Genomic DNA, 18601 nt, shown 5'->3' with positions numbered 1-18601 from the left:
TCAATTCGTCGAATTATCAAAATGCACGGGTAAGAAAGTAATGGCCATCGTCATGAATGCAGAAACTTTCGATACCGCCACTGAAATAGATTATTTGATGAGTAATGTTGACTTGTCAACAGCGACAGAGGAGTGGATAGTAAAAACTTATTCAGAAAGAAATTGGGTTGAAGTTTTCTATCGGGAAGCCAAGGGATGGTTGGGATTAAATGAATATCAAGTCAGAGATGAAACCAGCCTAAAAAGACATTTCATTCTGGTGCAAACCTTTAAACACTTTTAATGATGCACTCCAAGCATTTCGGACAGCCATATCTTTTAGATTTGTGAAATGGTTGAACCAAAATTGGGACGTATTCTCGGCTTATAAAGCCAGTTTAGGCCTTGTTTGGGCTTAAAATTTGTTTAAGTCCCGCTAACAACTGCCCACTGTCAACTAACAACTGCCAACTGCCAACTGCCCACTGCCAACTGCCAACTGCCCACTGCCAACTGCCCACTGCCAACTGCCAACTGCCCACTGCCAACTGCCCACTGCCAACTGCCCACTGCCCACTGACAATTGACTATCCAATCACTTGAATTGGGCCGGTAACGCTGCCACTAAAAAATTGTTTAATTAACAAATTATCTGTCGATGCAATGTCGCTGACAGTTCCCTCCCACTGCACTTTGCCTTGATAGAGAAACACGATGCGATCGGCAGTCCGGCGAATGGTACTGTCTTGGTGAGTGACGATCGCATAAGTGCTACAAACTCCCTGAGCTCTCTGCAAATCCCGAATTAAATCTTCAATTACCGTCGAAGCGATCGGATCTAAACCCGCCGTCGGTTCGTCATACAGCAAAACCTCCGGATTGTCCCTCGCATTATCGGGATTTGCCATGATGGCGCGGGCAAAACTTACCCGCTTCCGCATTCCCCCAGACAACTGCGCTGGATAGCGTTCGCCAATTCCCCGCAAACCCACCATCTCTAACTTCTCCTCCACCAATTCCCGAATCCGGCGGCGCGGCAGCTTAGAATGCTGGTACAGTAAAAAACCGACATTCTCCTCTACCGTAAGCGAATCAAACAAAGCAGCTTGCTGAAACACCATCCCAATCCCGATCGGATCTGCCACGTCGTCCACCCATCCCATCCGTCGCTGTCCCTGAACGAAAACCTCGCCCGCATCCGGGGCCAACAAACCCGCAATTATCCGCAAAATCGTAGATTTCCCCGTCCCGGAAGGGCCAATAATTGCCAGGGCCTCTCCCCGATATATCCTCAGATCCACTCGATCGAGGATCGGGTTATCCCCGAAGGACTTACTTACCCCCTTGAGTTCGATTAGCGGCTCAGCCATAAGATGCGATCGATTATTATGTTGTCAGTCATCAGTCATCAGTCTAGCTAATGACTAATGACTAATGATTAATGACTAATGACTTAAATTGACTGCCAGAATCAAAACTCTCTTGTATTGTAAATTTGTCAGCTTGAGCTATTCCAATACCATTAAGACTAATTAACCATGTCAATTAGTTCATTTCCTAAAGCCCTGCGAGTCTTTGCCAAAGCTAAGCAGGTTTTTGTCCAATCCAGAAATCCTTACCCTCCCTCTTTGCGGAACGGGCGAGTTCACCAGTGGTTTAAGTGGTTGGCCCCCGGACTGTTGGTGAAACGGTGGCTGCTGATCAGTGCTAGCGGTGTGGTACTTGCCACTTTGGGTTTAGCGATTTGGACTGGGATGACTCCGATCTTTTTCATGTTGCAATTGTTGAGAAATTTTTTGACCTGGATTGCGGAAGTTATTCCCAATTACGTCTCTGGCCCGATCGTGATTGCAGGCGGAATTTTGTTAATTCTGTGGGGTCAAACTCGCAGTTTGAACTCGATTACCCAAGTGCTGATGCCGGAAGGGAATGAGGAATTGGTCGATCGACTCCTCAACCACCGCCGCTTGCACCGCGGCCCGAAAATTGTCGCAATTGGGGGGGGTACAGGCCTTTCTCATTTGCTTAGGGGATTGAAAGATTACAGTGCCAAAATTACTGCGATCGTCACGGTGGCCGATGATGGCGGGTCTTCCGGGCGGCTGCGGCGGGAAATTGGGGTATTGCCGCCGGGAGATATTCGCAATTGTTTGGCCGCTTTGGCCGATGAGGAAAAGTTATTAACTGAGTTATTTCAATATCGCTTTCAAGCCGGTGACGGTTTGGTTGGTCACAGTTTTGGGAATTTGTTTTTGACTGCGATGAGCGATATTGCTGGAGATTTGGAACAGGCGATCGCCGCCAGTTCTAAAGTTTTAGCTGTGAGGGGGGAGGTGCTGCCGGCTACTCTGAGCGACGTTTCTTTGTGGGCAGAACTGTCTGATGGCCGAAGAATTGAGGGGGAGTCCAGCATCACCAAAGCTAACGGAAAAATCGTCAAAATTGGCTGCAATCCGGCTAATCCTCCGGCTTTGCCCAGGGCCGTCGAAGCGCTGCGGGAAGCGGATTTTATTATTATTGGGCCGGGGAGTCTTTATACGAGTGTGATTCCGAATTTGTTGGTGAAGGAAATTGCTGATGCGATCGCCAATAGTGAAGTTCCGCGCATTTATGTGTGCAATATTATGACTCAGCCGGGAGAAACAGACGGATACAGCGTTGCCGATCACATTCGGGCGATCGATCGGGCTTGCGGCCGCCCCCTATTCGATGCTGTAGTAGTTCAAGGAAAAGTCCCATCTGCAAAATCTTTGATCCGCTATTCTCAGGAGAATTCCTATCCAGTTGTGCTCGATAGAGAAGCCATAACGCAACTGGGGCGGCGAATTGTCATCGCCAATGTCATGGATGAAGATAAAAATACCGGTTTAATTCGCCACAATTCCCAAAGATTGGCGGGGATGTTGCTGCGTTGGTACAGCCGCGCCCAGAATATTTAAGCTGCTGACTGTTGACTGTTAACTGTTGACTGTTGGGGAGCATCTCATGTTTGTAAAAAGGATTTTTTTATTTGAGTGCGAGCTTAAGAGCTCGCGTATTGTACAATACGCGAGCTCTTAAGCTCGCACTATAAATGAAAAACTGAGATGCTCCCTAACTGTTGACTAATGACTACTGGCTACTGACTACTGACTAATGACTACTGACTAATGACTAAAATGAAAACTTTGCTGCCAGATTTTGAGGCTACGCGCCAGTTTGGTATTGCGTTAGGTCGATCGCTTCCCCCAGGCACTGTAATCTTGTTACAAGGAGACTTAGGCGCCGGCAAAACCACCTTGGTTCAAGGTATCGCCGAAGGTTTGGGAATCTCCGAATCTGTGGAAAGTCCTACTTTCACCCTGATTAACGAGTATTTTGCAGGGCGGATTCCGCTGTACCATCTAGACTTGTATCGACTCGCACCCGAAGAAGCGGAGGCTTTGCACTTAGAGAGTTATTGGGACGGATTAGAAAGGGATTTGGGGATTGTGGCGATCGAATGGGCCGAAAGATTGCAGTACAAACCCGAAAAATATTTGCAAATTTCTTTGATTTATCTCGATAACGGGCGCCAAATTGAAGTGATGGGAACTGGCGAGTTATTGGATTGGGAATGGGAAAATTGAGAAAATGGCTATTCCCTACGGGATAGCTACAGCGCGTACTTACTGCGGCGGGCGGTTGACTCGAATCAATTTGCCCCTCAAAGTTTCTTCACCAGCAATAGCATCATTAATGCGTGTTGCCAATATTTCTACATTCCGATTTTTAGTGCAGACAATAATACCTGCATGGTCTGGCTTTCGGTTGTGCAGTCCGATAAAATCAAACCGATTTAATGTCAAAATAGCGCGATCGTTACTCACAGCAAATTCTAGCACTTCAGGATCGGGAATGCCCAGATTTGCTTTTCCTGCTTCCTGAACTGTAAGCACATTGTGACCAAAAGCCCGCAGCAATTCCACAACTGGCAAAGGAAATTGTTCGTCTGCATATAATAATGCCATAAGTTATGCTTCCTCATTTTTGCTGATTGCTTGTTCAATTTCCTCTATATGTGAATCAGCATAAGTCCAAACATTGACCAAATCAGCAGCACTTAGATGGGGATAAAATTGGAGAAGTTCGGAATCGCTTGAACCTTCATTGCGAAAACCAACAAGCAGCCACACTGGAATGCGAGTTTTGGCAATACAAGCATCGCCGCCGCACACTTCGGGAGTCTTGGTAATTCCCGGCCAGCTATTGCTTAAACTTTGGGTTAACAGCCGTATTGCTTCAGATTTCTCGGTCGGAGTTAAGGCAAGAAGTTGTGTTTCTAGTTCTTGGAGCATAGGTAATATCGCCTCGATCGTAAGGGAATATACTCTGATAATTTTAGCACAACTTTTGCTGTAATGTTTTAGGTATGTAGTTGCGCTTCAGCGCTGAAGCGCAACTACATACCTTTGTTTATATAAATTGACTACTCAACGTCAAATCTCAAGGCTTCTCCCCTCACATTTGTATCTAATTTACCGTTCTCAAAAACAACTTTTCCTCCCACAACTGTCACCACGGGCCATCCAGTTAAATTCCAACCTTCAAAGGAACTCCAGCCGCATTTGCTCGCCATTTCTGCTCCGATCACCGGGCGGTAGTTGTCCAAATCAACTAAGACTAAATCGGCGTCAAAACCCGGAGCGATCGCCCCTTTGTTCGGAATCTTATAAGCCTTAGCAACCGCCCCCGACATCCAATTAGCAACTTGTGCAACTGTACACCTTCCCTCGACTGCTTGCGTCAACATCAAAGGCAAAGAAGTTTCAACTCCGGGCATTCCCGATGGGCTATTTGGATATTCTTGAGCTTTTTCTTCTAAGGTGTGCGGCGCGTGATCGGTGGCGATAAAATCAATTACGCCGTCTAATAAGGCTTGCCAAAGTATTTCGTTATCGCGGGTATCGCGCAACGGCGGATTCATCTGGGCTAAACTACCAATCTTCTCATAGGCGCTGGTATTTAACAACAAATGCTGCGGCGTTACTTCCGCTGTTACCCAACTGGGTTTTTCTTGTCGCAAAAACTCAGCTTCGTCGCCAGTTGAAAGATGCAGGATATGCAAACGTCGCTGATATTTCTTAGAAAGTTTTACGGCTAGCTGAGTTGCTAACAAGGCTGCTTGATTGTCTTGAATTTGGGAGTGCACAGCTAAATCGGTACTGCCGGCAAATTCCTGACGGCGCTGATTAATTCTAGTTTGATCTTCGGCGTGTACTGCAATTAATCGATCGCCCTTTGCGAAAACTCGCTCTAAATTTTCCTCTCCATCCATCAACAACTGTCCGTGCATCGAACCCATAAACACCTTAATCCCCGGAGTCGGATTCGCATCCAACAAATCCGGTAAATTCTCCGGCGTCGCCCCAATAAAAAAGCCGTAATTGACCAAACACTTGTCAGCAGCGCGCCTTAGCTTGTCATCTAAGGCCGCTTGGGTTGTGGTTAGGGGGCGGGTATTCGGCATTTCCAAAAACGATGTCACGCCGCCCTTAGCGCAGGCACAGCTAGCCGTAAACAAATCTTCCTTGTGTTCCAAACCCGGTTCGCGGAAGTGTACCTGCGGGTCAATTACTCCGGGTAACAGAGTTAAGCCGATCGCATTTATTTCGCGATCGCCGGACATGGCAATCTCCGGAGCAACCCGAACAATTTTGCCATCGCTAATTTGCACGTCCCCTACCAAAAATTCGCCGTCAGGTAACAGAATGCGAGCGCGACGGATTAACAAACTTGATGTGGTCGGCATAAGCTATAATTAAATAGGTAATGTACGTAGAAGCCCAGACAAATTTTATCCTCAAAAGAGTTAGAAAAATACTAATAAATATAACTAGCTTTCAGGAAAATTGTAATTTTTACGATCGACCTCGGCGCACTTTACTCAACCAGATAGTACAAAAACTCACGTCTGGGGCGCAGATTTTGCAGATTTCCTCAAAAAACCCCGAAATAAGTTTATAATTTGTATCCAGCCCAGTGACTTAAATACTTATGACTCGTCTAGACAAGTCAGCCGACCAAAAACCCCCGCAAGATACCGAAAATCCTTGGATAGAAGGAATTAAGACGATCGGCTTAGCAGCATTCTTAGCCTTTGGTATCCGCACCCTGGTTGCTGAAGCTCGCTACATTCCCACCGGCTCAATGCTCCCAACCTTGCAAATTAACGATCGATTAATTATAGACAAGGTGAGCTATCGACTTCAAGACCCGCAGCGAGGAGATATTATCGTGTTTATGCCTCCCGATCCGGCGAGTTTGTGCACGGGACAGCCGCCGCCGATCAAAGATGCCTACATCAAGCGAGTGATCGGACTTCCGGGCGATACTGTGGAAGTCAAAGATGGAAAAGTTTATATCAACAAGCAGCCGCTACAGGAAAAATATATTGAAGAAATTCCGCAGTATCCCTACGGGCCTGTAGTTGTATCTCAAAATTCTTACTTGGTACTCGGGGACAACCGCAACGCAAGCTGTGACAGCCATTATTGGGGCTTTGTACCCAGACAAAATATCATCGGTAGGGCGATCGTCCGTTTTTGGCCTCTCAACCGCACAGGCTCGATCGACCCCACACCGATTTATCCCGCTAAAAAATAGCTACAACCTACAATTCCGCAGGGTAAAACCTGCGGTTGTCAGCTTAAATTACCAATTAACCCTTTCTGGCGATCGAGCAATCAACGGTTAAACGAGATTTAATATGAGATTTCGCGAGCCAGCACTTTCACAACTTTATGAGCTCAGAAACCTGGTTTCTCGCGCGCAAATCTCAAATGGAAAACCTGAAATAGACTTATAGCATTTATCAGAAAGATGAGGTATAGCGGTTCTCATAAAGATGAGGTACGTTGTTGGGCTTCAGCCCTCTTAGTTTAGTGGTTATACAAGATGTCAGTCATACCTCATCTTTTTGAGAAAGGCTATATAGCGGTTCTCATAAAGATTCGCGGACGTTGTTGGGCTTGGGCCCTCTTGGTTTAAGCGGTTATATAAGCTGTCAGTCATACCTCATCTTTTTGAGAAAGGCTATATGAATGTAAATGGAGTTTTTGATGCAACCTCGCTTACTATCCTCATAATAAAGATAAGAGGGCTAAAGCCCAACAACGTACCTCAACTATCAACTGAATGACGTTTCGCGATCGAGCACTTTCACAACCTTGTTATACATATCCTCAGCTTCTTGTGGCGAATTGCCAATACTCGTCAATCCCAATTTGCCAAACTCCGACAAACAACCCATTAAATGAAACACGCTCCCCGTCTCAGTACCAGTGTCAAAATGCAGTTGATTGTCAGCAATAATATCCATCAAATCATTCGGCAACAATCCCCGATACCGCTCCTTTTTCAAATTATCCGAAGCCACATAATATTTCGGACGCCCCTGCTGGCTGTAAAATAATCCCGTAGTTCGCTCGTACCGACCGTTTGTTAACAGCTTCAAAGCCATAAACGGATGAGTTGTACCTCCTTTACGCAAGTTAATTTCTATTGCTTGAATATCCCATTTCCCGTCCGATTGCTTGACAGCAACATAATCCACTCCAAATCGCTCCAAAGCACCTTTTGCTGCTAAATTTTTTCCCACTTTCCATCCCAATTCTTGCAACGCCAACCGATAGGATTCATCCGCCGGAAATCGGCAACCCAAGAAAATTTGACCGTCTGGGCCGCCTAAAATCTGGTCGTGGGTTGACAGAATTTCAACTTCGCCACTGGGGACAATTCGACCTTGAACGCTGGGCGATCGCTTTTCTTCTCCTTCGATAAATGCTTCGGCGATCGCCCCTAATTCGGGAATGCGGCTGCTGAAATTTTCCCAGGTTTCGCCTGTTGCTTGAAAGCGCAAATTGTGGAAGCAATCGCCAATTGCTTTAACTCTTTCTTGAGGTGCTTTACCTGCGATCGGCTTCAAATCTAAAATTGCATTTCCTTCCCCCGAAAAACCTTCATTTAACTTAATTACCATCCGCTGCAAATCCGGCTGTCTTTCCCACAACGCAGCCGCAGCTTGGGCCAAATCTTCTGCATTCCAAACCAACTCGGAACCGTCAGGATAAGGTACGCCAGCTTCTTGAAAAATTTGCCTGCTGCCGCTTTTTGTTCCCCAATCAATAAAGCAAATCCGGATCGCTAGCCCACAAAGGAATTCCCAATTTAACAGATAACTCGCGCTCTAAGGGCGTCGAGTTGTAACAAACCATATAAGATTTTGTCGGGCGTACTGCTTGGCGAATTCGCTCCATCAAGCGAGGACGTTCTAAAATTTTCTGGGTGAGGGATTTCGCCGATGCATCGTAAGCCGAGAACAGCAAAAGGCGATCGCGCGCGTGAGAAAATGGAATACCTGGGAGCAATTGCAGGTAATAATCTATAATCATGGGGTGCAGCGGCTCCGAGGTGATGTAAATTAAGCGCGTGCGAGGATTTCGCAGGCGAATCAATGAAAATAAATGCCGCTCTTCGTAGTGGTAAGCACCCTCAACTTTCAGAATTTCTTGCTGATCTAAGCTGAGAGAAGGAATGACGATAATATCACAATCTCCGCTGTCAAATTCTTCTATCTCTCGCCAACGTTCGCGTAATTCTGTCTGAAGATTGCGAAATTTTTGCGAGTATTCGGAAGATGAATTGTTTGACTCTTGCATGGCGTTTTCTCCTAATTATTCAAATAATTATTGCTAATGATGTAGGGTGCGTCAGCCCAAATAGTTGAGACAACTCAACTGGCACTCTTATAGGGGTTAATTTTTAGCTACGTTGTTGCGCTTGGGCGCTTACATATATAAAGAGCGCTGAAGCGCAACTACGTACCTTTGAGCGCTGAAGCGCAACTACGTACCAAGATGGCGCTGAAGCGCAACTACGTACCAAGATGGCGCCCAAGCGCAACTACGTACCAAGATGGCGCCCAAGCGCAACTACGTACTTTTATTTAAATTGACAAAATTCTCAAATAGTGACTTAAGGTGCCTCAGATCAAATATTTGAGACAAATCAAACAGTTTTTTTCACTCCGCACCCTATCGGGAACTAAGAAGTTCGTCGCACTCGAAAAAGTTTGGCGTATGGCAATATCGGCTCTAGGCGGCGTTGATTTTGCTTGAGTGCCGATCGCAATTTTTCCGAAGGGCGGAACACCAGAGGAGCCGAATATTTGTTCAGCATCTCGATATCGGGCGACTGACTCAGCAACATCAGCCGTACATCTTTGTCGAGCAAATAACTCAGGGAGAGCAAATCTCCCATGTTAGTAAAGTCATTACCGCGATCGCTAATTACAATTGTATCTTTAATCGAGCGATTAGCCATCGCCTCTTTGTTAATATTTCTCGCAACTTCAGCATTAAAATAACTCAAGTCTTTGCTCCACCAAGTATCAGAAACACCGCTGACTGTACAGGATGCTATGCTTGCTGTAAATACCCCGGCTAAAACGACTTGCCAAAACCGCTGCTGAGTTTTCACATTACTGGCCAGCAAGCAAGCAACTGCTAGCTGCACCCCCGGAAAGCAGGAAATCAGATACCGACTGACGGCGGAGCGTTTGCCACCTAGGATTATATCCGGTAAAACTAGCATCAAAAACGGGACGAAAATTGATGTTATAATAAACAGCAAAGTCGAAATATTTGTGCGGCGGCAGATGTTGTAAACGGCTGCCGCAATTAACAGCAAAAATGGCCATCTCAGCAGATAAGTCCAGATATTGTCAAAGCCGAAGTCGAAGTCAAAAAACAAGGCTGTAAAGCTGAGCGTCCACAATTTTGCCAGATACAGCCAACCAGGAGATATTCGCGTCCAATCTGTCGTTGCTGAGGCTCGTTCCAGGTTGGTCGCCAGCACGTAAATCCACGGCAGATACAAGATTAAAGCTGCTGTTACTGCTAAGAAAAATTGCGAATTAGTTAAGTGACCTCGCAATTTTCTTTTTTTGACAAACAGCCAGCAAGCAATTATAAAAACTCCATGTCCGACAAGTGTTAACGTGAAGAAAGGGTGAGTGTAGCAACCGATCGCGATCGCGATCGAGTAATACGCCCAATTTTGCCACCCCCGCAACCGCAATGCTCTCAGCAGCAGCCAACTGCTGCCAATCACCGTTGCAGTCAGCAAACTGTACTGCCTTGCTGTCTGAGCAAACAAGATGTCAAAGGGAGATAAAGCCAAAAGTGTTGTTGCTACTAAGGCTGCCAAATTTGAAGCGAAAAGTTCCTGGGCTAAAGCGTACATCAAAGGCAGCGACAGCAAACTCAATATTGCTGGCAAACTGCGGGATGCTGCAAGAGAACTGCCAAATTGCTGCATCCACAAACGAGCCATCAAAAAGTACAAAGGCGGATGCTGCGGGTCTTCTAGTGCTAAGGAACGTATTGTGTCTGCTGCTGTACTTCCCGGTTTTATCCGCTGATATTTCTGCAATTCTGGTGCGGGAATAATGCGGTTTTGAAATAGTTCGTCGTCGATTTCTTGCCTGGTGAAACCAGCGGCGCGGATTGATGTGTAAGCTTCGTCGTGCCAGTAAAGTTTGCGCTCGATCTCGAAGAACCGAAATCCGATACCTAGTAAAATGCCGATCGCCAATAACCAGATCAGCAACCGCGAATTTTGAGGATTTTTGGGATTAACAGATGTGTCTTGATGTGTTGTAGATGCCATGCTTGTCCTAATTGTAGCGATCGTCCCAGATGCGTACCGATCGACTCCGGGGACGATCGCACCACTACGCTCAGAAACCGGGTTTTTTACCGGGTTCGCCTGCTGCAACCTGTGTATTGCTGTGGAAAAACCCGGTTTCTCTCCACCCCCGTTTGGGCCCTGTAAAAGATCGATCGATACCTGTACAGATCCCAACCGACCATTATTCTACCTTCTGCCGAAAGCCTTCTACCTTCCAAGCAAGAGCCACCTTCAACAGTTGACAGTTGATAGTTGACAGTTGACAGTTGACCGAAGGAGAGCGACCTCTACCCTTAAATCCGAGGATTGGAGTAATGAATAGTCTGATTTTAATTTCTCTCTCGAAGGCGGGCGGGCTTTCAACCAATTCTTTCTGGTGAGGGCGCGATCGGGCCCAACCACCGCAAAATCAAGAATTCTAAACCAAATCCCCCCAGAACCTCCAGACCCCAAAAATAACTGCTAACATACGTGTTGTACAGTTAATCAACAAGCTCCGCAAGGGGTCTACCCGCGTACCGAAAATGGCAAAAAAAGAAGCTTCTACAAAAACTACTGAAAACACAGAAAAGCAAAAAGCCCTAACTTCCGTACTGTCCCAAATCGAGCGCAGCTTTGGCAAAGGAGCGATCGTCCGATTGGGAGACTCCACTCGCATGAGGGTAGAAACCATCCCCACCGGAGCTCTGACACTGGACATTGCTTTGGGCGGCGGTTTGCCAAAAGGCCGAGTAATTGAAATTTACGGCCCGGAAAGTTCCGGTAAAACTACTCTAGCGCTCCACGCGATCGCCGAAGTCCAAAAAACCGGCGGCATCGCAGCCTTCGTAGATGCCGAGCACGCCCTCGATCCCACCTACGCCTCAGCATTAGGCGTCGATATTGAAAATCTCTTAGTTTCCCAGCCGGATACCGGCGAAATGGCCCTAGAAATTGTCGATCAACTCGTGCGATCCGTCGCCGTCGATATCGTAGTCATTGACTCCGTAGCCGCCCTCGTCCCCCGCGCCGAAATCGAAGGCGACATGGGCGACTCCCACATGGGTTTGCAAGCCCGCTTGATGAGTCAAGCACTGCGGAAAATCACCGGCAACATCGGTAAATCCGGCTGTACCGTGATTTTCCTCAACCAATTGCGGCAGAAAATCGGCATAACTTACGGCAACCCCGAAACCACAACCGGCGGTAACGCCCTCAAATTTTACGCCAGCGTGCGGCTCGACATTCGCCGCATTCAAAGCTTGAAAAAAGGTACCGAAGAATACGGCAACCGCACAAAAGTTAAAGTTGCTAAAAATAAAGTTGCTCCGCCTTTCCGCATTGCCGAATTTGACATTGTATTTGGTAAAGGCATTTCTACCTTAGGCTGTCTGACTGACTTGGCAGACGAGATGGGAGTAATCCTGAAAAAAGGTTCTTGGTATAGTTACAACGGCGAGAACATCGCTCAAGGACGAGACAAAGTGATTCAACACATGGAGAAAAATATCGATTTCAAAAATGAGATCGAGCGGCTAGTACGGGAAAAACTTGATACTGGGGCAGTGGTTTCTGCTAATTCTGTCGCTCCTGTGGATGTCGATGCTGATGATGTCGATGCTGATGATGATGAGGTTGTTGATAATGATGACATTCAAGATGTAGGAGACATGGAAGAAATTTAAATTTTGTCGCGATCGGTCATTAGTTCTGTCCGCGAAGAGCGTATTGTATAATACGCTCTTCGCGGACACCACTAAAATCAAAAATGCTTGTTACAAAAATGAGATGCTCTCAAATTAAATGGGTGCATCTCATTTTTGCATCAATACTAGCTCGCTTCGAGTGCGTAGGCGCAAGCCGGGACGTAGCCATCGCCCGGGGAAATTTCTGTCACCGAGAGCTATTGAGGTGGGTCGCTACTCGAAAAGTCGATTTTAATTCAGTTTAATGGCGACACACCCTACGAATAATATTGCTACAGGGCAAGCTGTCAAATGTTTACTTCACCCTGCTTCTGGTCTCTTCACCTTGATTCACTTGGTAGCACTCGCATCACTGCGTTTACACGCTTCAGCTTCTGACTCATTGCAGGTGCAAATACTTAGGAGCAGAATAGATTCATATACGTAAGTAAAGGAGTTCCAATCACCGCTAAATACTGTGGAGTTTACGGTTACTTCCCTCTGGGTCAAGCTGCGGTAACTAACACTAGCCAGATTTTGACAACTGACAGATTTCACCTCTGAGGCTGTTTGTAAAGAAATGTAAAAGCTCCTGAAAGTTAATTGCTGTTACAGAATGTAGGATTTCTGAGCTGAACTGTAAAAAAAAGTTGTCTTGATTCATCGCAAAAATGAACTGGACAAACATGAATTTCATTTTTCAGGAACTTAAATTCTTATCCCAGGAGAATCAATCATGACTGACGGTCAATTAGGAGTTATATTAAAGATGGCTCAAACAATTAATCCTCAAATTGAGAGCGATCGACATTTTGAAATAGACTTGGAAAAATTGCGTCAACTGCCAGCAGGAACATTAGGGTGCGAAGTGGCGCGATTTCTAGACGAACAAGGGTTTGAGCCGATCGCATCTGGAGACTGGATTCAACGAAACCACGACGTTTAACCGGTTCTCACTGGTCTTTCACCTTCTGCCGAAGATGAATTTGTACTTCAAGCGTTTACTCGCGCTCAAGTATTTCGCCCTTCCTGTGCGATTTTAGTGTTAGTTGGATTGCTAAGTGGCAAATGCGCGATCGGACAAATTATCAAAGGTTTAAAACATGGAAAATTAGCCGAGCGGCTAATTGACTGGGACGTTGCATCTGATTGGGAAACTCCCTTATCTGAAGTCCGAGAGAAACTGGGGATTCTACCATTAATTGATTAATTTTTTAACTCGTCACTGCACTGCAAAACTATGCAAAGCACAATTTACAAACCGGTAATCAGCCTGAGCCCGCGAGAAAGAGCGATCGCCCAATTAGTAGCGCAAGGTCTGCCAAACAAATGTATTGCCAAAAATTTAAATATCAGTCACTGGACGGTTGCTACTTACGTGAGGCGGATTTTTATCAAACTCGGTGTTTGTTCTAGAACTGCGATGATTGCACTGTTGATGCAAGAAAATATGCTCTGGGACTCATGAGTCGATTTTAGATTTTAGATTTTACGTTGACTCACCTTGATGAATCAGGGAACTTGAACTATGGTCTAAAATTTGGGAATCGATTTTGACCCTCGTGTCGGGCATTTATACCTGTTTTTGAGGCGGAATAAGTTAGATATAGCGGTTCTCAGAAAGATGCGGTACGTAGTTGGGCTTCAGCCCTCTTAGTTTAGTGGTTATAGAAGCTGTCAACAGTTGACAGTTGACAGTTGACAGTTGACAGTTTGAGAGCGACCTTTACCCTTAAGTCCGAGGATTGGAGTAATGAATAGTCTGATTTTAATTTCTCCCTCAAAGACTTGGGGCTTTCAACCAATTCTTTCTGGTCAATCATACCTCATCTCTTTGAGAAAGGCTATAGTAGGGTGCGTCAGCCTGATTTAATTCTCTGGTAATACCAATTCACTATGAACCTGCACTTAATATAGCTTCAAGGATATAGTCCCAACCACAGAGAGATAAAACTTCTTCATTCGTGAGAGATTTGATAATTATATCTACCTGTTCTTTGAGTTTATCTAAACTCGAATAATTTGCCCACTTGAGGTCTTTTTTTGTGTGTTCCCACAATCTTTCAATCGGATTCAATTCAGGACTATAGGCAGGCAAATATATTGGCATCACATGGTCATGCCAGTCTAACAAGAGAGCTTTATGAAAGCTACCATTGTCCATGATAATTAGATTGAAATGGTATGAGTATTTTTCAGCAAATCCATTTAAAAACTCTTGAAAACAGTTGTGATTTAGCTGAGAGAATTCTTGATAATATTGTTCACCTGTTGATGGTTCTACGACTCCATAAACATAGAAGTTTCCTCGTTTCCATTGTTTTTTGCCGACGGGTTTTATCCCCTTCAATGTAATCATCCTGCCCTGCATAGTAATCAATCCAAATCTACTCTCGTCCTGGCACCATATCCTTACAGGCTGTCCTGTTCCGAAATATTTAATCATTACTTTGATAATCTCCCACAGTTTTTTTTTGAAGTTGGCTTGTGCAACTTCGTTCACTTTATTGCTTTGGGGTCTTGGGACTTTGAGGTACGATTTTAATTTATAATGAACTAGGTCATGTACGACTTTATAGCTCACTTTGAGTCCGCATTCTTTTTCTAGCCATATCTGTAATTTCCCATAACTTGTTTCCCCCTCGGGCTCTTGCAGTTTTTTGATTAATTTTTCTCTGACTTCGGGTGGTATATGTGGAGTCTTCCCGGGAGCTTTTTTAACTGTGAGTAATGAGGTAATTCCCCCTTGTTTGTAAGTTCTTAACCAACGATATATTGTTGAAGAGTCTCGCTTCAGCATTGTGGCTAATTCTTTTCTTGTTTTGATTTTTTTGGTGGCAATCCAGTATAATAGCAGTAATTTTTCTTTGCTTACTGCGGTTATAGCCCGTTTGAGTCGATGCTCTAGTTCCTCAACCGTTTCCTGGATTTCTACCTTAAATTTGTTGCCCATATTGGATCTCCTATACTTTTAGCCTAAATTTAGTGGTATCCGCTCAATAACTCGGGGTAGACTACTGCGTTTGGAACGATTTTGCGATGTTTGACGCTCATCATTGAGCGATTTACCCCGATTTATTGAGCGGATACATTTAGTGTACCTTCATAGTGAATTGGTATAACTCAGAAATTCTCTACTGACAAGCGAATTTCTTGATGGTACCCGCCACATGATTTATCCGTGGAATCAACCCAAATCGAAAATCGAAAATCCTCTCTTCCCCCGAATTTATCCGTGGGGTCGCCTCTAAAATCTAAAATCTAAAATCTAAAATCTAAAATCGATTGACGCACCCTACAGACATACTCGGAGAAAAATAAAAACCCAGTTTCCGTGTGAAACCGGGTTTTTATTTGCAATATTTAAAACCTTTTATGCCAAAGCCAAAGAACGAGAAGAATTTCTCAAAAAATTCAGCAATTCTCGATTCACCGTTTGCGGCGCTTCCTGCTGAATCCAGTGACCACAATTAGGGATTAATTTTAACTTAAACGGAGCGCTAATTAACCGATCCAAACCTTCTACAAGTGTGTGGCTCAAAAACGCATCTTCTTCTCCCCAAAGCACCAAAGTAGGCACTGTCACAGGATCTAACTTCTGCCCCCAATGCCAAAGACGCTGCGGGTGAAACATCTGCTGGTAATAATTCATCGCCGCCGCTAACACTCCTGGCTTTTCTAAAGCGGTTTGATAAATCTTAGTTTCCTCAGCGCTAAAAGCTCCTTTGCGAACAGCTTGTCCTTGCAAGATATTTTGCACAAAATCTTTCAAATTTTGCCGGATCAACCATTCAGGAATGCCGGGAACTTGAAATGCCAAAATATGCCAACTGCGGCGGAGTTGGTCTAAATTGCTTGCCATTTCCTGCACGAATCGCTGCGGGTGCGGAGCGTTTAAAATTGCCAAGCGGTTGAGTTTTTCGGGGAATTGTTGAGCTAAATGCCACGCGATCGCACCACCGCAATCGTGACCGACAATGTGCGCTTTTGTATAGCCCAGCCGATCGATCAAACCGCGAATATCAGCACTCAGCGTATCCAAATCATAACCGCTTTCCGGCTTGTCCGAATCGTTGTAGCCCCGCAAATCCGGCACCACAACCTTGAAATGACGCGCTAAGGCAGGAATTTGATGGCGCCAAGAGTACCAAAACTCAGGAAACCCGTGCAGGAGGATCACGAGCTCGCCTTCTCCTTGGGAAACGCAGTGCAAGCGGATGTTGTTGGTTTCGACAAAGATGTGTTGCTGTTCGGAATCTAAAGACTTCATAGTTGGAAAGTTAGACTTATTTTCGGGCTGTACAGAACTCGCCGACTGATAGCAGGTTCAAACAGCCCAATGGTTTTAATTCTTCTGTTTTTATTCTAGCTGCTTTTCGATCCCCGCCGCTGCAATCTCATTAAACTTAAAACTTGTAGAGTTTTTCGCCGAATAGCAAGGGTTTGAAGCCCTTACTCAGGTCGGCAGATTGTGATAAGAACGGAGTTTAAATCTATGTTCTTATCACTTCGCACTCAACTGTCAACTGTCAACTGTCAACTGTTTAACGTCTTGTTTTTTAGGTGTAACTACTTAGATAAACTTTCTCACCTTAAATCTGTGGTTTTAACAGCGGCGGAGGCGGTTTAATAATAGCACAATTTCGTCCGTTGCCGATCGCATTTTTGAAGCAGACAGATCGGATTGATTGATGATAATACTAAACACCAGCGGCTCGTAATTGGGAACTTCGATATATCCCGACAGCGCCGAAACTCCGCTCAAAGTTCCAGTTTTTGCTTGCAAAATTACGCGGTTTGATGTAGTATTTATGCGATTTTTCAAAGTGCCGCTATCGCCAGCCACGGGCAGTGATGCGCGGTAGATAGATCCAGTAGGTGAATTCGCCATCAATCTCAAAGTTTGCACCAAGGCTTCTGGACTAATTAAATTGTGGCGGGAAAGTCCGGAACCGTCGGCTAATATGTAGCTGTTTGGATTTACACCTAATTGAGTTAAAGCTATTTTTAACTCCTTCAAACCAATTTCACCTGTATCCTCTTGTGGCACAGGCATCTTGCCTATGACTGTTTGTGAAACAGGCAGGGAGCCTGTAATTTTCCCCAACAATCTCAATAAAACTTCTGCATAAAGATTGTTGCTTTCCCGATTAGTTTCTTTCACCAATTCCGCCAGCGGTGGCGATTCAACAAACGCTAATTCCTGATTAAAATTGCGAGGAACAGGGGCAACCAAAGCTTGTTTGACAGGGATTCCCTCAGCCACTAAAACTTGCTGAAAATGCTGTAAAAAATTATTAGCGGGATTGACAACTGCGACATAAGCTGATTCAGATTCCGCACCAACTTTCAACTGCCCGCCAACTCGAATGACAGGCCGATCGAACTCCCTGCCAACTTCAATAAACTCCGATTCGTTTTGAGAGACTGTGACTGAATTGTTCAGAATTTGCCACTGATTGGCTAACTTTGGTTCGGCAAAAGTGACTTTCAGAGGTTGCCCGATCGCCTGTGGGGACAAAACAAGCTCGATCGCATTTTGATTGTAAATTAAACTGTTAACCGGCGCGCCATAGCCAGCTTGGGCGTCTTCCCATTCCCAATTCGGATTGACTGCACTGCCTTGAAAATAGCTGTCATCGCCAATCAACTCATTTATGCGATCGACTCCACGACGTTTCAACTGCTGTGCCAAGTCCTTCAACTGAGCCTCTGCAAGGCTCGGATCGCCCCTACCGGCAACATACAAACTCCCATTTGCGCCGCTGTAAACCGATGTCTTAATCCGAAAATCGGCACCGAGTTTCTGCAAAGCAGCCGCTGTGGTTAGCAGCTTGACATTGGATGCTGGAATAAAATATTTGGTGGCGTCACGGCTGTAGAGAGTCGCCGCAGATGATAGCGGTTGAATCAAAATGCCCCAGCGCGATCGGCTAAATTCAGCACGATTGGCGATCGCATCTACCTTCGCCCCCAATTCCCCAGGACAAATATCCCCAGCCACCGCAGACGTTTGAGCGACTACCGCCGACGTGCGCCCCAAAATTAGGACTAACAAACTAACCGCAATTCCTTTAATTCTCAAAGCATCACTTCCATCACAATAGACTTCTTAGAAAAGTCCTTTAAATCAAATTTTCGGACGGGCAAGAAGCCCGTCCCACCAAAAAAATCTTTTCTTGTGGAACGGGCATCTTGCCCGTTCCAGGTATTTTTGCAAGAGGTGCGATCGCCATTCAAAATACTTT

The 18601-nt window shown here is 45.4% G+C and carries 16 protein-coding genes and 2 pseudogenes; 8 read left to right on the top strand and 10 right to left on the bottom strand.

Annotated elements, in window-relative coordinates; all coding sequences use genetic code 11:
- Nucleotides 1-398: pseudogene (locus JGK14_RS25695) on the top strand (IS701 family transposase); the annotation flags it as partial.
- 38 nt (nt 399-436) lie between these two features.
- Here the strand turns inward: JGK14_RS25695 and JGK14_RS25690 are convergent.
- Together JGK14_RS25690 and JGK14_RS25685 are read right to left on the bottom strand one after the other, a co-directional pair.
- Entirely contained in the window at nt 437-562 is a 126-nt protein-coding gene (locus JGK14_RS25690) for a hypothetical protein (RefSeq protein ID WP_293225656.1), read from the bottom strand.
- 4 nt (nt 563-566) lie between these two features.
- A complete protein-coding gene (locus tag JGK14_RS25685; RefSeq protein ID WP_293192047.1) occupies nt 567-1349 on the bottom strand; it encodes an ABC transporter ATP-binding protein in 783 nt (260 codons plus the stop codon).
- 168 nt (nt 1350-1517) lie between these two features.
- Here JGK14_RS25685 and JGK14_RS25680 point away from each other — a divergent pair, with 168 nt between their 5' ends.
- The gene (locus JGK14_RS25680) at nt 1518-2918 is read left to right on the top strand and encodes a gluconeogenesis factor YvcK family protein (protein ID WP_325315642.1); all 1401 of its coding nucleotides are present in this window, start codon (nt 1518-1520) and stop codon (nt 2916-2918) included.
- A 219-nt stretch (nt 2919-3137) separates the two neighbouring features.
- On the top strand, nt 3138-3587 hold the full coding sequence (gene tsaE, locus JGK14_RS25675) for a tRNA (adenosine(37)-N6)-threonylcarbamoyltransferase complex ATPase subunit type 1 TsaE (protein ID WP_293233189.1): 450 nt from the start codon (nt 3138-3140) through the stop codon (nt 3585-3587).
- 39 nt (nt 3588-3626) lie between these two features.
- On the opposite strand, the gene JGK14_RS25670 is transcribed toward tsaE, so the two are convergent.
- The 3 genes from JGK14_RS25670 to JGK14_RS25660 form a co-directional block, all read right to left on the bottom strand.
- The gene (locus JGK14_RS25670) at nt 3627-3968 is read right to left on the bottom strand and encodes a DUF5615 family PIN-like protein (RefSeq protein WP_293192040.1); all 342 of its coding nucleotides are present in this window, start codon (nt 3966-3968) and stop codon (nt 3627-3629) included.
- Between the two features lie 3 nt (nt 3969-3971).
- Nucleotides 3972-4295 carry a DUF433 domain-containing protein gene (locus JGK14_RS25665; RefSeq protein WP_293182674.1) on the bottom strand — a complete coding sequence of 108 codons (324 nt, stop codon included), beginning with the start codon at nt 4293-4295 and terminating at the stop codon, nt 3972-3974.
- Nucleotides 4296-4426: 131 nt separating this feature from the next.
- On the bottom strand, nt 4427-5749 hold the full coding sequence (locus tag JGK14_RS25660) for a dihydroorotase (protein WP_325315641.1): 1323 nt from the start codon (nt 5747-5749) through the stop codon (nt 4427-4429).
- A gap of 245 nt (nt 5750-5994) precedes the next feature.
- Here JGK14_RS25660 and lepB point away from each other — a divergent pair, with 245 nt between their 5' ends.
- Nucleotides 5995-6603: a signal peptidase I gene (gene lepB, locus JGK14_RS25655; protein WP_293196220.1), complete on the top strand. Its 609-nt coding sequence runs from the start codon at nt 5995-5997 to the stop codon at nt 6601-6603.
- Between the two features lie 523 nt (nt 6604-7126).
- Here the strand turns inward: lepB and JGK14_RS25650 are convergent.
- Both JGK14_RS25650 and JGK14_RS25645 read right to left on the bottom strand, forming a co-directional pair.
- Nucleotides 7127-8657, bottom strand: a pseudogene (locus JGK14_RS25650) (peptide ligase PGM1-related protein).
- A gap of 385 nt (nt 8658-9042) precedes the next feature.
- Nucleotides 9043-10863, bottom strand: coding sequence for a glycosyltransferase family 39 protein (locus JGK14_RS25645; protein WP_325315640.1), 1821 nt, complete (start codon nt 10861-10863; stop codon nt 9043-9045).
- 350 nt (nt 10864-11213) lie between these two features.
- Here JGK14_RS25645 and recA point away from each other — a divergent pair, with 350 nt between their 5' ends.
- From recA to JGK14_RS25625, 4 genes are all read left to right on the top strand, one after another.
- Nucleotides 11214-12353: a recombinase RecA gene (gene recA / locus JGK14_RS25640; RefSeq protein WP_293182686.1), complete on the top strand. Its 1140-nt coding sequence runs from the start codon at nt 11214-11216 to the stop codon at nt 12351-12353.
- A gap of 736 nt (nt 12354-13089) precedes the next feature.
- Nucleotides 13090-13299 (top strand): hypothetical protein, encoded by a 210-nt coding sequence (locus JGK14_RS25635; protein WP_293182688.1) that lies wholly within the window; start codon nt 13090-13092, stop codon nt 13297-13299.
- Between the two features lie 96 nt (nt 13300-13395).
- The gene (locus JGK14_RS25630) at nt 13396-13563 is read left to right on the top strand and encodes a hypothetical protein (RefSeq protein WP_293317240.1); all 168 of its coding nucleotides are present in this window, start codon (nt 13396-13398) and stop codon (nt 13561-13563) included.
- 30 nt (nt 13564-13593) lie between these two features.
- Nucleotides 13594-13821: a response regulator transcription factor gene (locus tag JGK14_RS25625; RefSeq protein WP_293148388.1), complete on the top strand. Its 228-nt coding sequence runs from the start codon at nt 13594-13596 to the stop codon at nt 13819-13821.
- A gap of 426 nt (nt 13822-14247) precedes the next feature.
- Here the strand turns inward: JGK14_RS25625 and JGK14_RS25620 are convergent, their stop codons facing one another.
- The 3 genes from JGK14_RS25620 to dacB form a co-directional block, all read right to left on the bottom strand.
- The gene (locus JGK14_RS25620) at nt 14248-15306 is read right to left on the bottom strand and encodes an IS630 family transposase (protein ID WP_293190995.1); all 1059 of its coding nucleotides are present in this window, start codon (nt 15304-15306) and stop codon (nt 14248-14250) included.
- Between the two features lie 420 nt (nt 15307-15726).
- Entirely contained in the window at nt 15727-16623 is an 897-nt protein-coding gene (locus JGK14_RS25615; protein WP_293218102.1) for an alpha/beta fold hydrolase, read from the bottom strand.
- 336 nt (nt 16624-16959) lie between these two features.
- Nucleotides 16960-18438: a D-alanyl-D-alanine carboxypeptidase/D-alanyl-D-alanine endopeptidase gene (gene dacB / locus JGK14_RS25610; RefSeq protein WP_325315639.1), complete on the bottom strand. Its 1479-nt coding sequence runs from the start codon at nt 18436-18438 to the stop codon at nt 16960-16962.
- Between the last annotated feature and the right edge of the window lie 163 nt (nt 18439-18601).

This window comes from Microcoleus sp. PH2017_28_MFU_U_A (genome assembly GCF_020738035.1).
Lineage (GTDB): Bacteria > Cyanobacteriota > Cyanobacteriia > Cyanobacteriales > Microcoleaceae > Microcoleus.
Note: the sequence above shows the minus strand (reverse complement) of the source record. Positions and strands in the feature narration are given on the sequence as shown.

Bases quoted from the DNA above. Each gene is read 5' to 3' on its own strand.
- JGK14_RS25685 (WP_293192047.1), bottom strand. From the start codon at position 1,349: ATGGCTGAGCCGCTAATCGAACTCAAGGGGGTAAGTAAGTCCTTCGGG.
- JGK14_RS25680 (WP_325315642.1), top strand. From the start codon at position 1,518: ATGTCAATTAGTTCATTTCCTAAAGCCCTGCGAGTCTTTGCCAAAGCT.
- tsaE (WP_293233189.1), top strand. From the start codon at position 3,138: ATGAAAACTTTGCTGCCAGATTTTGAGGCTACGCGCCAGTTTGGTATT.
- JGK14_RS25670 (WP_293192040.1), bottom strand. From the start codon at position 3,968: ATGGCATTATTATATGCAGACGAACAATTTCCTTTGCCAGTTGTGGAA.
- JGK14_RS25665 (WP_293182674.1), bottom strand. From the start codon at position 4,295: ATGCTCCAAGAACTAGAAACACAACTTCTTGCCTTAACTCCGACCGAG.
- JGK14_RS25660 (WP_325315641.1), bottom strand. From the start codon at position 5,749: ATGCCGACCACATCAAGTTTGTTAATCCGTCGCGCTCGCATTCTGTTA.
- lepB (WP_293196220.1), top strand. From the start codon at position 5,995: ATGACTCGTCTAGACAAGTCAGCCGACCAAAAACCCCCGCAAGATACC.
- recA (WP_293182686.1), top strand. From the start codon at position 11,214: ATGGCAAAAAAAGAAGCTTCTACAAAAACTACTGAAAACACAGAAAAG.
- JGK14_RS25635 (WP_293182688.1), top strand. From the start codon at position 13,090: ATGACTGACGGTCAATTAGGAGTTATATTAAAGATGGCTCAAACAATT.
- JGK14_RS25625 (WP_293148388.1), top strand. From the start codon at position 13,594: ATGCAAAGCACAATTTACAAACCGGTAATCAGCCTGAGCCCGCGAGAA.
- JGK14_RS25620 (WP_293190995.1), bottom strand. From the start codon at position 15,306: ATGGGCAACAAATTTAAGGTAGAAATCCAGGAAACGGTTGAGGAACTA.
- JGK14_RS25615 (WP_293218102.1), bottom strand. From the start codon at position 16,623: ATGAAGTCTTTAGATTCCGAACAGCAACACATCTTTGTCGAAACCAAC.